The sequence below is a fragment of the Nocardioides sp. L-11A genome (assembly GCA_029961745.1).
Classification (GTDB): domain Bacteria; phylum Actinomycetota; class Actinomycetes; order Propionibacteriales; family Nocardioidaceae; genus Nocardioides.
The window spans coordinates 1,524,727-1,539,529 of the sequence record CP124680.1; the positions used below are offsets into that span (position 1 = coordinate 1,524,727).

The window sequence follows — 14,803 nt, forward strand, 5'->3', positions numbered from 1 at the left end:
CCCGGGATCAGCGGGTGGGGGCCGCGATCCCCTCGATGCGCACCGGCCGGCCGCTGGTGGCGACGACGACACGGATCCGGCCGCTGAAGCCGGTGTCGAAGGTCGTCACCGGGACGAGCTGCCGGGTGGCGGTGCCGCCCCTGAGGGACACGGTGCGGAGCAGTCGCCTGCCGGCGTACACCTTGACCTTGCCGAGTGCCTTGCCCCGGCTCACGACGAGCGCGAGCCGGCGGGCGTCGGTGACCGCGTACGTCGCGACGGCGCTCCTGCGCTTCGCCGTCAGCGCCGTGCCGGCATAGCTGCCGGCGACCGGCTTGAGCCTCCAGCCCTTGCGGGCCCCGAGTGCGGAGGCCGGCGCGGGGACGGTCCAGGTCCGGGTGGCGGCGGTGGCGTCGGTGTTGCCGGCGGCGTCGGTCGAGCGCACGGAGAGCACGTGGGTGCCCGGGGCCAGGCCGGTGAGGGCGAGCGGTCCGGTCGCGCAGGGCAGGTCGGCGCCGTCGAGCGTGCACGCCGGAGCCGCGCCGGCCTCCGTCGTACCGACCTCGAAGTCGGCGTCGGGCGTGAGCGCGATCGACCCCTCCTCGGGGCCTCCGGCGAGGGTGGTGTCCGGTGCGGTCGTGTCCGGGACGGTGGTGTCGCGGACGGTGACGGTCCAGGAGCGCGTGGCCGGGCTCGGGTCGCGGTTGCCCGCCTGGTCGCGCCCGGCGGCGGTGAACACGTGCGGTCCGGGGGCGAGCCCGTCCAGTCGGACGGCGCCGCGGGAGCACGGGGTGAGCGCCCCGTCGAGGGTGCAGTGGAAGTCCACCGCGCCCGGCGCGTCGAGGGTGAACTCGGCTGCCGGGTCGGTGGTCGCCGAGCCCTCGACGGGGCCGCCGGTCAGCGTGGTCTCCGGCGCGGTCGCGTCGACCGTCCAGTCCCAGCGGACCGGGACCGGGTCGACCCACAGACCGTGGCGGGCCGCGACCGTGAGCGTGTGCTCGCCGTCGATCAGGTCCGAGAAGATCCCTGCCCCGTTGTCGCAGGTGAACTGGTAGCCGTCGAGGGTGCAGTCGAAGGCGTTGCCGCCCGCCGAGGTGAAGGCGAAGTTCGCGTTGCGGCTGTTCGTGAGCCGGGGCGGCGTCGCGGTGAACGCCGTGTCGACCGAGTGGACCTGGTGCGACCAGCTGTGGCTCAGGTTGCCCGAGGCGTCCTCTGCCCGGACCGCGAAGAGGTGCGGACCCTCGGGAAGGGTCAGGACACGCGGCGAGGTGCAGGTCTCCCAGCCTCCGTTGTCCAGCTGGCAGTGACTGCGCACCGCGCCGCTGGCGGACCAGGCGAACCGGAACCGACCCTGCTCGTTGACCACCTGGGTGGACGTGAAGCCGAAGATCTCCGGCGGCTCGGCGTCGCGGAAGACGGCGACCGGGAACTTCTCGACGCTGCCGGTGATGGCGGAGTGGACGGCGCAGTGCCGGGTGCCGCTGCTGTTGGTGCGGGTCTGGTCGCAGCCCTGCCACTCGACGAACTCCCAGCCCTTCGGCACGCCGAAGAACGAGGGGCGCAGCCAGACCCAGGCCTCGAAGAGCTCCTCGTTGCGGATCCGGCCGCAGGTGCGGGTGACCCGGTGGTCGAGGTTGGTGGTGTGGTCGCAGGCCGTCGCGCCGCCGTCCTCGATGGAGCCTTCGACGACCTCGACCCGCCCGGCGCCGGTGATGCCGATGGTGACGCCGACCTGGCCGGCGTGTGCCGCCGTCGGTACGGCGACCGGGGCCAGGCCGAGCGCGACGGCGACGGCGCCGAGGACGAGCCGGGCGAGGGGACGGCGGTTCATGCGCTATCCTCCACGAGGTCGGGCAGGGCGAGCCACTGCTGCCAGGTCAGGTCGCGACCGACGTACCGCGGCCGCTCGAACGGCCAGCCGGCCGCGATCCAGGCCGGGACGAAGGCATCCAGGGCCGCTTCGAGATCACTGCCCACGGCGCCCTCCACCACCCACCACGAGATGTCCGCGTCCGCGCCGACCTTGGCCGGCGGATCGACGTACACGCAGCCGAGGAGGACGGACTCGTCGGCGTCGAAGAGGCCGTAGAGGAACGACTCGTGTGCCTCGATCTCCGCGGCATGGTGGGCGAGGTCGTCGAGGTCGGCCTCGCGGCTCAACTCTGCCGGGGGCCAGCCCCACGCCTGCCCGTAGATCTGCCACAGGCGGTCCCGGGAGGCCCGCACCGCGGGCAGGTCGAGGTCGACGTCGGCCGGCCCCATCGGGCGCAGGTGGTGCCCGCCGGCCAGGGCGACCCGGGTCGGATGGCCCCAGGACGCGGGCAGCCAGGGGGTGGGTGTGCTGGTCATGGGGCCAGCGTCGCCGCCCGCGCTTGCGGTGGCCTTGCGGGTGGCTTGCGGCCGTGCGGGCTACCCCTTGCGGTACGGCTCGCCGTCGGCGGCAGGAGGCCGGGACGCCCCGACCAGGCCGGCGACCGCGATGATCGTGACGACGTAGGGCAGCATCAGCATGAACTGACTGGGCACGGGGGAGCCGAGCACGGACAGCACGCCGGACAGGTTCGTCGCGAAGCCGAACAGCAGCGCCGCCAGGGTCGCGCGGACCGGGTCCCAGCGGCCGAAGATGACGGCGGCGAGGGCGATATAGCCGGCGCCGTCGGTCATCTCCTCGCCGAACTGCGGCACGGAGACCAGGGTGTACGTCGCGCCGCCGGCGCCCGCGATCAGGCCGGCGATGAGCAGCGTGGTGTAGCGGGTCCGGTTGACCTTGATGCCGACGGTGTCGGCGGCCTTCGGGTGCTCGCCGACCGCGCGCACCCGCAGGCCCCACTTGGTGCGGTAGAGCGCCCACGCGACGACCGCGACGGCGATGTACATCAGGTAGACCAGGATCGTCTGCCGGAACAGCACCGGCCCGATCACCGGGATCTCGCCGAGCACGGGGATCGGGATCCGCGAGAAGTGGTCGGGCGCGTTCAGCTCCTTCGGGTGCTCGGCGAGCACCTGGCCGAACAGGAAGCTGGTCAGGCCGATCACCAGCACGTTGAGGACGACGCCGACGATGATCTGGTTGACGAAGTAGGTGATCGCGAAGAAGCCGAGCACCAGGGCGACGAGGGCGCCGGCCAGCATCGCGGCGACCAGTCCGCCCCACGGCGAGCCGACGACGGTGCCGAAGATCGCGGCGGCGAAGGCGCCGAACAGCAGCTGGCCGTCGATCGCGATGTTGACGACGCCGGCGCGCTCGCCGAGCACGCCGCCGAGGGCGCCGAACACGAGGGGGACGGCGAGGGCGATCGAGCCGCCGAGCAGGCCGATCACCGGGACCGACTTGCCGGCCGCGGCCCAGGCGAGGAAGCCGATCATCGCGACCACCGCGAAGAGCGCGACCAGCCACACCGGCGTACGACGGCCGCGGCTGACCAGCAGCGCCGAGACGGCCGTGCCGGCGGCGAGCAGCACCACGACCGTGGCGACGGTGGCGGTCGAGGGGAGGGTGATCTCCGGCAGGTCGAAGAAGTCGGTGTCGGCCGCGAGCCGGAAGGTCGTCTTGCCGGAGCGGGCCTTGAAGGCGACCAGCAGCGCGACCAGCATCGTGACCACGCCGAGCATGATCGGCGCCTTGAGCGCGGTGCGCAGCGGGACGCTGGTGGGCTCCGACTCGTCGACCGGGACCGGGACCTTGGCGGTGGTGCTCATGCCGTCGCCTCCTTCGGGAGCCGGAAGATCGCTCGCACCAGTGGCGGAGCCGCGATGAACAGGACGATGAGCGACTGGATGACGAGGACGATCTCGACGGGGATGCCCTCGGCCGCCGCCATCGAGAAGCTGCCCGCCTTGAGGCCGCCGAAGAGCAGGCCCGCGGCCAGGATGCCCAGCGGGCGGGACCGTCCGAGCAGGGCGACCGTGATCGCGTCGAAGCCGATGCCGGCGTCGAGGTCGACCGTGATGCCGCTCGTGGCGGTGCCGAGGATCTGGTTGACGCCCGCGAGGCCGACCAGGCCGCCGGCGATGAGCATCACCGTGACGTAGGTCCGGCCGACGTCGATGCCCGAGGCGCGCGCGGCGTCGGGGTTCTCACCGACCGCGCGGAACCGGAAGCCCATCGCGGACTTGTTGAGCAGCCACCACACGACGCCGACCGCGACGAGCGCGATGACGAAGCCGAGATGGAGGTTGAACCGGTCGCCGAGGAGCTTGGGCAGGATCACCGAGTCCGGCATCGGCTCCGACTTCGGGTTCAGCGAGCCCGGTGCCTGGAGCAGGCCCTGCTTCGAGAGCGCGTAGAAGACCAGGTAGTAGCCGACGTAGTTGAGCATGATCGTGACGATCACCTCGTGGGCGCCGCTCTGCGCCTTGAGGAAGCCCGCGATGCCGGCCCACAGCGCGCCGGCGAGGGCACCCGCGAGCACGGCCAGCGGCAGGTGCAGGGCGAGCGGCAGGTCCATGCCGACGCCGACCCAGCCGGCGGCGGCGCCGGCCAGCAGCATCTGCCCGCGACCGCCGATGTTGAACAGGCCGGCGCGGAACGCGAGGCCGACGCCGAGACCGGCGAGGATCAGCGGGGCGGAAAACTTGAGGGTCTCCGTCAGCGGCTTGATCCGGCCCTCGAAGCCCTCGACGTTGGTGTTGTAGATCGCGCCCCGGAACAGCGCGGAGTAGGCATCGGAGATGGCGGTCCACACGGCGCTGAAGAAGTCGCCGGGGCGGGCCCCGATGTAGCCGACCGTGTCGCGCACGTTCTCGTCGGTCAGCAGGATCATCAGCGAGCCGACCAGGACCGCGAGGACGACCGAGAGCACGGAGACCAGGGCGTTGCCGAGCACGATCTCGCGCAGCACGCCGCTGAAGCGGCCGGACTCGTGGTCGGTGGGCTGGGTCTCGTCGTTCGTGCTCACGCGGCCGTCCCTTCGGGGCGCTCGCCGGCCATCATCAGGCCGAGGGTCTCGCGGGGGGTGTCGGCCGGCACGATGCCGACCACCTGCCCGCGGTAGAGGACCATGATCCGGTCGGACAGGGCGACGATCTCGTCCAGCTCGGTGGACACCAGGAGCACCGGGACACCGGAGTCCCGGGTGGCGACGACCTGCTTGTGGATGAACTCGATGGAGCCGACGTCGACCCCACGGGTCGGCTGGGCGGCGACCAGCAGGCTGAGGTCGCGGGAGAGCTCGCGGGCGACGACGACCTTCTGCTGGTTGCCGCCGGAGAGCTGGTTGGCCCTGGCCTGGATGCCGGACGCGCGGACGTCGTACTCGACGAGCTTGCGCTGGGCGAACTCCTCGAGCACCCCGCTGCGGACCGTGCCGGCGGACACGAACGGCTTGCCGTGGCTGCGGTTGAGCATGAGGTTCTCGGCGATGGTGAACTCGCCGACCAGGCCGTCGACCTGCCGGTCCTCGGGCACGAAGCCGACGCCGGCGTCGAGGACCTTGCGCACCGACCTCCCGACCAGCTCGTGCTCGCCCAGCCGGATCGAGCCGCGCACGTGGGTCTGCAGGCCCATGATCGCCTCGGTGAGCTCGGTCTGCCCGTTGCCCTGGACGCCGGCCACGCCGAGCACCTCGCCCCGGGCGATCGAGAAGCTGATGCCGTCGAGGTGGGTGTGGCCGGTCTCGTCGAGCACCCGCAGGTCGCGGACGACGAGGGCGTCGGGCCCGGGCTGGGCCGGCTCCTTGTGCACGGTCAGCTCCACCGGCCGGCCGACCATGAGCGAGGCGAGCTCGGCGTTGGTCGCGGTGGGGCTGGCCTCGCCGACGACGGCGCCGCGCCGGATCACGGTGATCCGGTCGGCGATGGCGCGCACCTCGCGCAGCTTGTGGCTGATGAAGACGATCGCGGTGCCGGACTCGCGGAGCTGGCGCATGATGCCCATCAGCTCGTCGGTCTCCTGCGGGGTCAGCACCGCGGTCGGCTCGTCGAAGACGAGCACGCGGGCGTCGCGGGAGAGCGCCTTGATGATCTCGACCCGCTGCTGGACGCCGACGGGCAGGGTCTCGACCAGCGCGTCGGGGTCGACGTCGAACCCGAACCGCTGGGAGATCTCCCGGACCCGCTCGCGCGCGGCGCCGATGTCGAGGGTCCCGGCGAAGCCGGTGGCCTCGTTGCCGAGCATGACGTTCTCGGCGACGGTGAAGACGGGGACCAGCATGAAGTGCTGGTGGACCATGCCGATGCCGGCGGCCATCGCGTCGCCGGGCCCGGCGAACCTCCGCACCTCGCCGTCGAGGACCAGCTCGCCCTCGTCGGCCTGGTAGAGCCCGTAGAGCACGTTCATCAGGGTGGACTTGCCCGCGCCGTTCTCACCGAGGAGGGCATGGATCTCGCCCTCGTTGACGGTGAGGGAGATCCGGTCGTTGGCGACCAGGGGGCCGAAGCGCTTGGTGATGCCCCGGAGTTCGAGCGTCATGGGGGAATCCTCTCGGAGCGGGAGTGCAGAAGCCAGCAGTTCCGCCGGGGACACGGTGGGCGGTCCGGCGCGAACGCCTCCGGGGGAGGTCGGAACCGACCTCCCCCGGAGGGTGTCTCCGCCCTGCGGTCAGCGCACGGCCGACGGAGGGCAGGTGGGTGTCACTGGTTGAGGTAGGACGCCACCGGGATGCTGCCGTCGATGATCCCGGCCTTGACCTCGTCGAGCTCGGCCTGCAGCGTGTCGGAGATCTTCGACTCGAAGTTGTGGAACGGCGCGATGCCGACCCCGTCGTTCTCGAGCGTGCCGACGTACGCCTCGGTGTCGAACTCGTCGTTGCCCGCGGCCACCACGGCCTCGGTCGTCGAGATCTTCATGTTCTTCAGGATCGACGTCAGGACCAGGTCCTGGGTGTTCGGGTCGGTCTCGAAGAAGTCGGCGTCGACGCCGATCATCGCGACGTCCTTGCCGGAGTCCTTGATCGCGGTGAGCGCGCCCTGGTAGATCGGGCCACCGACCGGCAGGATCACGTCGGCGTTCTGGTCGAGGATCTGCTTGGCGGCGTTGGTCGCCTTCTCGTTGGCATCGAAGCCACCGGTGAAGACGCCCTTGTCGTTGCCCTCCCAGCCGAAGAGCTTGACGTCCTTGCCCTTCTTCTCGTTGTAGTAGTCGACGCCCTGCTTGAAGCCGTCCATGAAGATGGTGACGGTCGGGAACGGCTGGCCGCCGTAGGTGCCGACGACGCCGGTCTTCGTGTAGTCCGCCGCCGCGTAGCCGGCGAGGAACGCGGCCTGCGCGGTGTCGTAGAGGATCGGCTTGATGTTGTCGGCGTCCTTGGTGCCGTCGAAGTCGTTGTCGGCGGCGTCGTCGATGAGGATGTACTCGATGTCCGGGTTGGCCGTGGCCGACTCGACGGTCGCGGCGGAGAGCGCGAAGCCGACGGTCACGATCGCGTCACAGCCCTGGGCGACGAACTGCTCGAGCGCACCGGCGTAGTCGTTCTCGTTCTTGGACTCGAACTCCTTGTACTCGCTGCCGAGCTCCTTGGCGGCGTCCTGCACGCCCTCGTAGCTGAGCTGGTTGAACGACTTGTCGTCGAAGCCGCCCGCGTCGGAGAGGATGCAGGGGAGGAAGTCGCTCTTCTCCGATGCGCCCTTGTCGTCGTCGTCGGGGGCGTCCCCACAGGCGGCCAGGGCCGCGCTCGCCATCAGCGCCACGGCCGCGGCGGCCGTCGTCCTCTTCCAGGTCTTCACAGATGTCCTCCAGGTCGACGCCCGGCTCCGAGTCGCAGGGCAGCTTGTTCTTGGTTCGCCCAGCAGAGGTGCTGGTATCCCGGGGTGCATCCTCACCCACGGACCGCTCTGCGGGAAGCGCATTCGTCGAAACGGTTACCAACTTGGGACATTTCTCGTCCACAGGTCGGTCTGCGGAAGATCCTCGCGCAGGCGGCCCCCGGCGACTAGCGTGACGCCGTGGTCGACTGGGACTCCCTCACGCGGGCGGCGAGCGACATCGCCGCGCGGGCCTATGCGCCCTACTCCGGCTTCCGGGTGGGCGCCGCCGCCCTCGCCGACGACGGACGTCTGGTGGTGGGCTGCAACGTCGAGAACGCGGCGTACGGCGTCACCCTGTGCGCCGAGTGCGGGCTCGTCTCGCAGCTGCACGCCACCGGCGGTGGCCGGCTGGCCCACTTCGTGTGCGTCACCCTCGACCCGCGCGGCGCGAGCGAGGTGATCATGCCGTGCGGCCGCTGCCGCCAGCTGCTGTGGGAGGCCGGCGGCGCCGCGCTGGAGGTGCTGACGCCCCGAGGAGTGCTGCCGATGGACGCGGTCCTGCCGCAGGCGTTCGGGCCCGAGGATCTCGACCGCGTGGCCGTTCCTGGTACAAACGCACCGTGAGCAGCCAGAGCGCCCCGTCGGGCCAGCAGCACGACGCCGTCGAGGTGATCCACGCCAAGCGCGACGGACGGACCCTCAGCAGCAGCCAGATCGAGTGGATGGTCGACGCCTACACCCGCGCCGCCGTCGCCGACGAGCAGATGTCCGCGCTGCTGATGGCGATCCTCCTCAACGGCATGGACCGCCGTGAGATCTCCGACTGGACCGCGGCGATGATCGCCTCCGGCGAGCGGATGGACTTCTCCTCGCTCACCCGCCCGACGACGGACAAGCACTCCACCGGGGGAGTCGGCGACAAGATCACGCTGCCGCTCGCCCCCCTCGTCGCGGCGTGCGGGGTCGCCGTACCCCAGCTGTCGGGGCGGGGGCTGGGCCACACCGGCGGCACCCTCGACAAGCTGGAGTCGATCCCCGGCTGGCGGGCGCAGCTGTCCAACGAGGAGATGCTCGCGCAGCTCGAGTCGGTCGGCGCGGTCATCTGCGCCGCCGGCGACGGCCTTGCGCCGGCGGACAAGAAGCTCTACGCGCTGCGCGACGTCACCGGCACCGTCGAGGCGATCCCGCTCATCGCGTCGTCGATCATGAGCAAGAAGATCGCCGAGGGCACCGGCGCCCTCGTCCTCGACGTCAAGGTCGGCAGCGGCGCCTTCATGAAGGACGTCGACCGGGCGCGGGAGCTGGCCGAGGTGATGGTGGCGCTGGGCACCGACGCGGGCGTCCGCACGGTGGCGCTGCTCACCGACATGTCCGTGCCGCTCGGCCACACGGCCGGCAACGCCATCGAGGTCGCCGAGTCGGTCGAGGTGCTCGCCGGCGGCGGTCCCGCCGACGTCGTCGAGCTCACCCTGGCCCTGGCCCGGGAGATGCTCGCGGGCGCCGGGCGCGACGACGTCGACCCGGCCGACAGGCTCGCCGACGGCTCCGCGATGGATGCCTGGCGGCGGATGATCCAGGCCCAGGGCGGGGAGCCCGACGCCGCCCTCCCCGTCGCCCGCGAGCAGCACGTCGTCACCGCCCCGACCGACGGCGTCCTCACCCGCCTCGACGCGCTGTCCGTCGGCATCGCCGCCTGGCGCCTCGGGGCCGGCCGCGAGCGCAAGGAGGACCCGGTGCAGGCCGGTGCCGGCGTCGTCTGGCACGCCCGCCCGGGTGACGCCGTGACGGCCGGCGCGCCGCTGTTCACCCTGCACACCGACACCCCCGAGCGCTTCGAGCGGGCACTCGCCGCGCTCGAGGGGTCCTACGACGTGGCAGCGGCCGGGACGTCGTACACGCCCCGGCCGCTGGTCATCGATCGCGTCGACTGAGTCGACTGAGTCGACTGGTCAGGCGCGGTCCCGCGTGCGCCGGGCCAGCTCGGCCAGCGCGGCCGGGAAGATCGACGCCGGCGGCGTGACCAGGCCGGCGCCGACCTGACCCACGCCGGCGACCTTGCCGGCCATGCCGGTGTTGATCTGCGGCAGGATGCCGGTACGGCACACCGACGAGACGTCGATGCCGGTGGCGGCGCCGGCGAAGTCGAGCACGGGGATCGGCCAGCGATTGTTCTCGCCGATGGTGATCTCGCGCATCCGACGGCTGGTGGCCAGCGCGTCCGGGACGGTGCCGCCGACGAAGCGGACGATGGCGGGTGCCGCCGCCATCGCGAAGCCGCCGATGCCGGCGGTCTCGGTGATGGCGGAGTCGCCGATGTCGGGGTTGGCGTCGTCGGGGCCGTAGTCGCCCAGGAACAGGCCGTCGGCCAGCTGGGCGGGGCCGGTGAACCACTGGTCGCCGGTGCCGGACACCTGGATGCCGAAGTCCGTGCCGTTGCGGGCCATCGCGACCACCATCGTCGAGCCCGGTACGTCGCGCGCCGCGTCGAGCGCCAGCTTGCAGGCCGGCATGGCGACGTTGAGGAAGAAGTGGTCGTTGCCGCCCATGAAGGCGAACGCCTCGGCGACCTCCTCCGAGGAGCGCGAGGAGCGGACCAGCGACGGCGCGATGTCGCGCAGCAGCATCAGGGTGCCCGCCCGGTTGCGGTTGTGGGCCTCGTCGCCCATCTGCAGCATCTGGCCGAGGATCGCGGTCGCGTCGACCGGACCGGCGGCGGAGACGGCCTCGCCGAGCAGCGGCCCGAGCACGTCGCGCATCCAGCGCAGCCGCTCGAGCACCTCGGGGCCGTAGGCGCCGTAGCGCAGCACCTTGCCGAGACCCTCGTTCAGCGAGCAGTAGGTGCGCCGACCGGTGGCCGGGTCCTCGAGGACGAACATCCACATCGACGGCGAGACGACGCCCGCCATCGGGCCGACGGCGCTGCGGTGGTGGCACGGCTCCAACGACACCTCGGTGCCGGCGGCGAAGAGCGCCTCGGCGTCCTCCGGGTCCTCGACCAGCCCCTCGAACGCCGCGGCGCCCATCAGCGCGCCGCGCAGCGGGCCCGACGCGCGGGCCCACTCGATGGGCGGCCCGGCGTGCAGGAACTGGCCCTTCTCGAGGCCGAGCAGCTCGGAGGCGGGCGCGACGCCGACGAGCATCGCCTGCACGTCGAGCATCCGGGAGACCGCGAGCGCGTTGGCGTCGCGGCGCAGGGGGTCGGCCGCGACCGTGGCGAGGTCGTCGGAGGTGCCCTCCATCGGCGGCGTCCAGTCGACCCGCTCGACGGGCACGGCCTGGTCGGCGACGGCGGTGGCGAACATGTCGGCACCGACCGCGGCGACGGCGGCGGGGGCGACGCTGGGCAGGGAGGTGGTGGTCATCGGGCGCCTCCGGTGGCGAGAGCGATCGCGCGGCGGGTGGCCGCGGCGTTGGACAGGTGGACCTCGGCGCCGGCGGCGGCCAGCGCCTCGGCCTGACGGGTGAGGCCCTGCGGGTCGGCGGAGGTGCCGACGCAGGCGACGACGACGGGGACCTCGCGGACGGCGCGGGCCGCGGCGATCGCCGGGGCGAGCCCGGCGGCCGGGTCGTCCTCGGCGCCGTGACCGAGGACGACGTCCATCAGGATCACGGCGGTGTCGGGGTCGGCCGCGACCTTGGCGAGGTGCTCCAGGCGCAGCGTCGGGTCGATCATCGGGTGCGCCCGCCCGCGGGTCAGGCCGTCGTCGCCGAAGTCGATCATCAGGTGGCCCGGCTCGAGCAGGCTGCTGTCGAGGGCCAGGTCGGGCGCGAGCGGGATGTTGCTGCGGATCGGCCCGAGCGTCTCCGCGGCGAGGAGCATCGCCTCGTCGCACAGGGTGCCGCCGACGAAGAGGCCGCGCAGCGCGCTGCCGCCGTCGGGGGCCGGTGCGGCGGGGGTGCCCCACGTCGGCCAGGCCGGTACGGCGACGCCGAGGTCGCCCAGCAGTGCCTCGACCTGCGTGGTGAGGTCGGGCTGGCCGGCGCCGAGCAGGGCGAAGCGCACCGGCGTGGTCAGCCCGGCGGCGTACTTCTCGACCGCGGCGGCCACCTCGGCGGCCGGGGGCTTCGACACCACGACGACCTGCTCGACCGCCGGGTCGGCGTCCAGCCGGTCCAGGGCGGTCATGGTGGAGATGCCGCCGATCGCCGCGGAGAGGTCGCGGCCGCCCACGCCGAGCGCGGCGGCGACGCCCACGCCCGCGGCGTCGAGGAGCGCGAGGACCTGCTGGCAGCCGGTGCCCGAGGCGGCGACGACGCCGACCTTGCCGGGGGAGACGGTGTTGGCGAAGCCGAGGCCGACGCCGCCGACGACGGCGGTGCCGCAGTCGGGGCCCATCACGAGCAGGCCGCGCTCGCGCGCGATCCGCTTCATGGCGAGCTCCTGCTCGACCGGGACGTTGTCGCTGAAGATCATCACGTCGACGTCGGCGTCGAGGGCGTCCATCGCCTCGACGAGGGCCGAGGCGCCCGGCACCGAGACCAGCGCCAGGTCGCCGCCCGCGCGGCGCAGCGCCGAGCCCGTGGTGCGCGGCGGCGCGGTGACCTCGCCGCCGGAGGAGCCCTTGCGGGCCGCCGCGAGCGCGGCATCGACGGCCGCCAGGGCGGCGGACAGGGCCGACTCGTCGTCGAGCCGCAGCGCCACGACCATGTCGTTGGGGCTGGCCGCGGGCAGCGTGAAGCCCATGCCCTGCAGCACCTCCACGTTCAGCTCGGTCGCCATCGCCACCTGGGCGGCGGCGACGCCGGGCGTGGCGGCGACGTCCCGGCTGACCTGCAGCAGCGCGACGCTGTCGGCGTACGCACCGGGCCGGATCTCGACGTGCTCGACGGTCATCGAGTACTCCCTTCAAGGGCTTCGTTGGTGATTGCGGACTGACTGTCACGAGAGGAGAGCGCGAGGTGGGCGCCGAGCAGCATCCCGGCGCCGGAGGTGTGGCCCACGGCGAGCAGCGCGGCGACCGCGGCAGGGTCGCCGGTGGCCAGGGCGCTGCGGAAGGGCGTGATCGCCTCGCCGTCGGCGGCGTGGCGCAGCAGCGTCGCCGAGAGGCCGGTCGTGCGCGGGAGCCGCTCGCGGACCGCCGCGGCCACGGCGTGGGTGTCGCCCCCCGCAGCGCGGGTCGCGACCAGCCAGCCGGAGAGCACGTCGTCGCCGACGGGGGTCAGGCCGTCGCCGCGGCCGACGAGGGCGGACACGGCCGCGGGGTCGGCGGCGGCGAGCCGCTCGAGGGCGTCCGCCGGGAGCTGGTCGCGGGCCGGCGCGAGGTCCACGGGGACGGCGAGCAGCCGGCGTGCCGCCGCGGGGGACAGGGGCGGGGTGGCGAAGGAGACCAGACGGGTGAGGCCCACACCCAGCGGGCCGACCCGGAGCGTTCCGGACCCGGTGGCGACCGGCGCGCCGACCGCGATGCCGGGCAGGTCGGGGAGCTCGGGGAGCGCCGTGGCGATCGCGCAGGGCACGTGCACCGCGCCGCGGGCCAGCACGCCGAGGATCCGGCCGCCGAGGTCGGCGTACACGGCCTGGCGTCCGGCATGCACGACCGTGCCGGTCGCCGGAGGGCCGTGGAGCAGGCTGCGCAGCAGCGGCGAGCCGGCTCCTCCGACCTGCGACTCGACCTGCGATGTGACCTGTTGCACCTCTGGGACGCTAACGGCTGGGTATCGTGCATCGAATGGTGAGCATTGCCAACGTCCGAGCAGAAGTCGGGCAAGAGTTGATAGCCACGACCGGGGGCGGTATCGCGGACCATGGCGTGATGGACGTGGAGGAGCTCGCCGAGTCGCTCGCCCAGCTGGTGCTGGCCGGAGCGGATCTCGGCGACCTCGTCGCCGCCATCGGCGACGCCCTCGACGTCCAGGTCGCCGTGACCACCACCGACGGTCGCGAACGCGCGGCGCGGATCGACGACGCCATGCGGGAGCGGATCACCGCGGCCGGCCTGACCGACGAGACCGGTCGGCTGCGGGTCGAGTGGCTGGGCGACCGGGGCGGTCACGAGGGTCAGCCGGTGACCGGGGCCCACGTCCACCGCGAGCCGCTGGCCGCGCCCAACCAGGCGCTCGGCCACCTGGTCGCGATCGCCGAGGAGGGGATGGTGCCGCAGCAGATCGTCGCGCTGCAGCGCGCGGCCACCGCGGTGTCGCTCTCGATCACCCGGGAGCAGGCCGTCTCCGCGGTGGAGAACAAGTACCGCGGTGACTTCCTGCGCGACGTCTTCCTGGGCCGCGCGGGCTCCGACGAGTTCGTCAGCGAGCACGTGGTCGGCTTCGGGTGGGACCTGAGCGGCCCGACGATCGTGCTCGCCGCGCAGATCGACCCGCAGCCGTCGTACCAGCCGCCGGCGTCGGTCGCGGACCGCCGCCACTGGCAGGAGCGGTTCGCGAACGCCTGGCGTCAGGTCGCCGCCTCGGTCGACCGGGCCATCCCGATCGCCGACTTCGGCTCCGAGGTGGTGGCCGTGCTGCCGGCCGAGGATCCGGGAGCCGCGGCCGCTCTGGTCCGGCGCCTCGTGCATGCCGTGGCCGGCGACAAGGGCGGCGGCCGGCGCCCGTTCACCGCGGGCGTCGGGCGGGTGGCCTCGGTGCCGTCCGGACTGCCGGACAGCTACAGCCAGGCCCGGCGCGCGCTCGAGGTCGGGCGCCGGTTCCGGGGGCCGAGCACCACGACCTGGTTCGACGACCTCGGGCTGCACCGCCTGATCGCGATGGTGCCCGACACCGACGAGCTGCGGGCCTTCGCCCACGACGTGCTCGGGGAGCTCGCCGGGACCACCGAGGAGGCGGTCACGCTGCGCGAGACGCTCCAGGTGCTGCTGAACACCAACTTCAACGTCGCGGAGGCCGCGCGCACGCAGTTCTTCCACTACAACACGATGCGCTACCGGGTCGGGAAGCTCGAGCGGCTCCTCGGACCGGTCGCGTCCGACCAGAACCTGCGCCTGGACGTCGCCGTGGCGCTGAAGGTGCTGGAGGTCGTCAGCAAATGACAGGGCGGAGCTGAATCACAGGCAAACTTCGACAGCACTTTCCCCGGATCCTTTGGCGAAAGTGGCCAGTGAGGTGTGATCTCGCCCTCAATAGGTTGGGGAGCCTCGACGGCACCATCAAGGGAGCACCAAGTCGAGCAGCCCCAGATCAGGAGGAC

Annotated in this window: 12 protein-coding genes; 3 read left to right on the forward strand and 9 right to left on the reverse strand. The window is 72.7% G+C overall.

The annotated features are described in order from the left end of the window. Positions 1 to 7: 7 nt before the first annotated feature. From QJ852_07175 to QJ852_07200, 6 genes are all read right to left on the reverse strand, one after another. The gene (locus QJ852_07175) at positions 8 to 1,810 is read right to left on the reverse strand and encodes a hypothetical protein (GenBank protein ID WGX98217.1); all 1,803 of its coding nucleotides are present in this window, start codon (positions 1,808 to 1,810) and stop codon (positions 8 to 10) included. After that, on the reverse strand, positions 1,807 to 2,328 hold the full coding sequence (locus QJ852_07180) for a hypothetical protein (GenBank protein ID WGX98218.1): 522 nt from the start codon (positions 2,326 to 2,328) through the stop codon (positions 1,807 to 1,809). The genes QJ852_07175 and QJ852_07180 overlap by 4 nt, the downstream gene beginning before the upstream one ends. 60 nt (positions 2,329 to 2,388) lie before the next feature. Beyond that, on the reverse strand, positions 2,389 to 3,678 hold the full coding sequence (locus QJ852_07185; protein WGX98219.1) for an ABC transporter permease: 1,290 nt from the start codon (positions 3,676 to 3,678) through the stop codon (positions 2,389 to 2,391). Next, positions 3,675 to 4,877: an ABC transporter permease gene (locus tag QJ852_07190; GenBank protein WGX98220.1), complete on the reverse strand. Its 1,203-nt coding sequence runs from the start codon at positions 4,875 to 4,877 to the stop codon at positions 3,675 to 3,677. Before QJ852_07190 ends, QJ852_07185 begins: the two co-directional genes overlap by 4 nt. Then, complete coding sequence (locus QJ852_07195) at positions 4,874 to 6,388, reverse strand: ABC transporter ATP-binding protein (GenBank protein ID WGX98221.1); 1,515 nt, start codon at positions 6,386 to 6,388, stop codon at positions 4,874 to 4,876. The genes QJ852_07190 and QJ852_07195 overlap by 4 nt, the downstream gene beginning before the upstream one ends. Before the next feature lie 161 nt (positions 6,389 to 6,549). Beyond that, on the reverse strand, positions 6,550 to 7,641 hold the full coding sequence (locus QJ852_07200) for a BMP family ABC transporter substrate-binding protein (protein ID WGX98222.1): 1,092 nt from the start codon (positions 7,639 to 7,641) through the stop codon (positions 6,550 to 6,552). Positions 7,642 to 7,860: 219 nt separating this feature from the next. On the opposite strand from QJ852_07200, the gene QJ852_07205 reads away from it, so the two are divergent. Both QJ852_07205 and QJ852_07210 read left to right on the forward strand, forming a co-directional pair. Continuing rightward, on the forward strand, positions 7,861 to 8,286 hold the full coding sequence (locus QJ852_07205; protein WGX98223.1) for a cytidine deaminase: 426 nt from the start codon (positions 7,861 to 7,863) through the stop codon (positions 8,284 to 8,286). Further along, positions 8,283 to 9,593 carry a thymidine phosphorylase gene (locus QJ852_07210; protein WGX98224.1) on the forward strand — a complete coding sequence of 437 codons (1,311 nt, stop codon included), beginning with the start codon at positions 8,283 to 8,285 and terminating at the stop codon, positions 9,591 to 9,593. The genes QJ852_07205 and QJ852_07210 overlap by 4 nt, the downstream gene beginning before the upstream one ends. Before the next feature lie 18 nt (positions 9,594 to 9,611). Here the strand turns inward: QJ852_07210 and QJ852_07215 are convergent, their stop codons facing one another. Genes QJ852_07215 through QJ852_07225 form a run of 3 tightly spaced genes read right to left on the reverse strand, consistent with a single transcriptional unit; the run spans position 9,612 to position 13,296 of the window. Beyond that, positions 9,612 to 11,024, reverse strand: coding sequence for a DUF1116 domain-containing protein (locus QJ852_07215; GenBank protein ID WGX98225.1), 1,413 nt, complete (start codon positions 11,022 to 11,024; stop codon positions 9,612 to 9,614). After that, a complete protein-coding gene (locus QJ852_07220; GenBank protein WGX98226.1) occupies positions 11,021 to 12,496 on the reverse strand; it encodes an FdrA family protein in 1,476 nt (491 codons plus the stop codon). The genes QJ852_07215 and QJ852_07220 overlap by 4 nt, the downstream gene beginning before the upstream one ends. Then, on the reverse strand, positions 12,493 to 13,296 hold the full coding sequence (locus QJ852_07225; protein ID WGX98227.1) for a DUF2877 domain-containing protein: 804 nt from the start codon (positions 13,294 to 13,296) through the stop codon (positions 12,493 to 12,495). Before QJ852_07225 ends, QJ852_07220 begins: the two co-directional genes overlap by 4 nt. Before the next feature lie 119 nt (positions 13,297 to 13,415). Here QJ852_07225 and QJ852_07230 point away from each other — a divergent pair, with 119 nt between their 5' ends. After that, positions 13,416 to 14,645 (forward strand): helix-turn-helix domain-containing protein, encoded by a 1,230-nt coding sequence (locus QJ852_07230; GenBank protein ID WGX98228.1) that lies wholly within the window; start codon positions 13,416 to 13,418, stop codon positions 14,643 to 14,645. Positions 14,646 to 14,803: the final 158 nt, after the last annotated feature.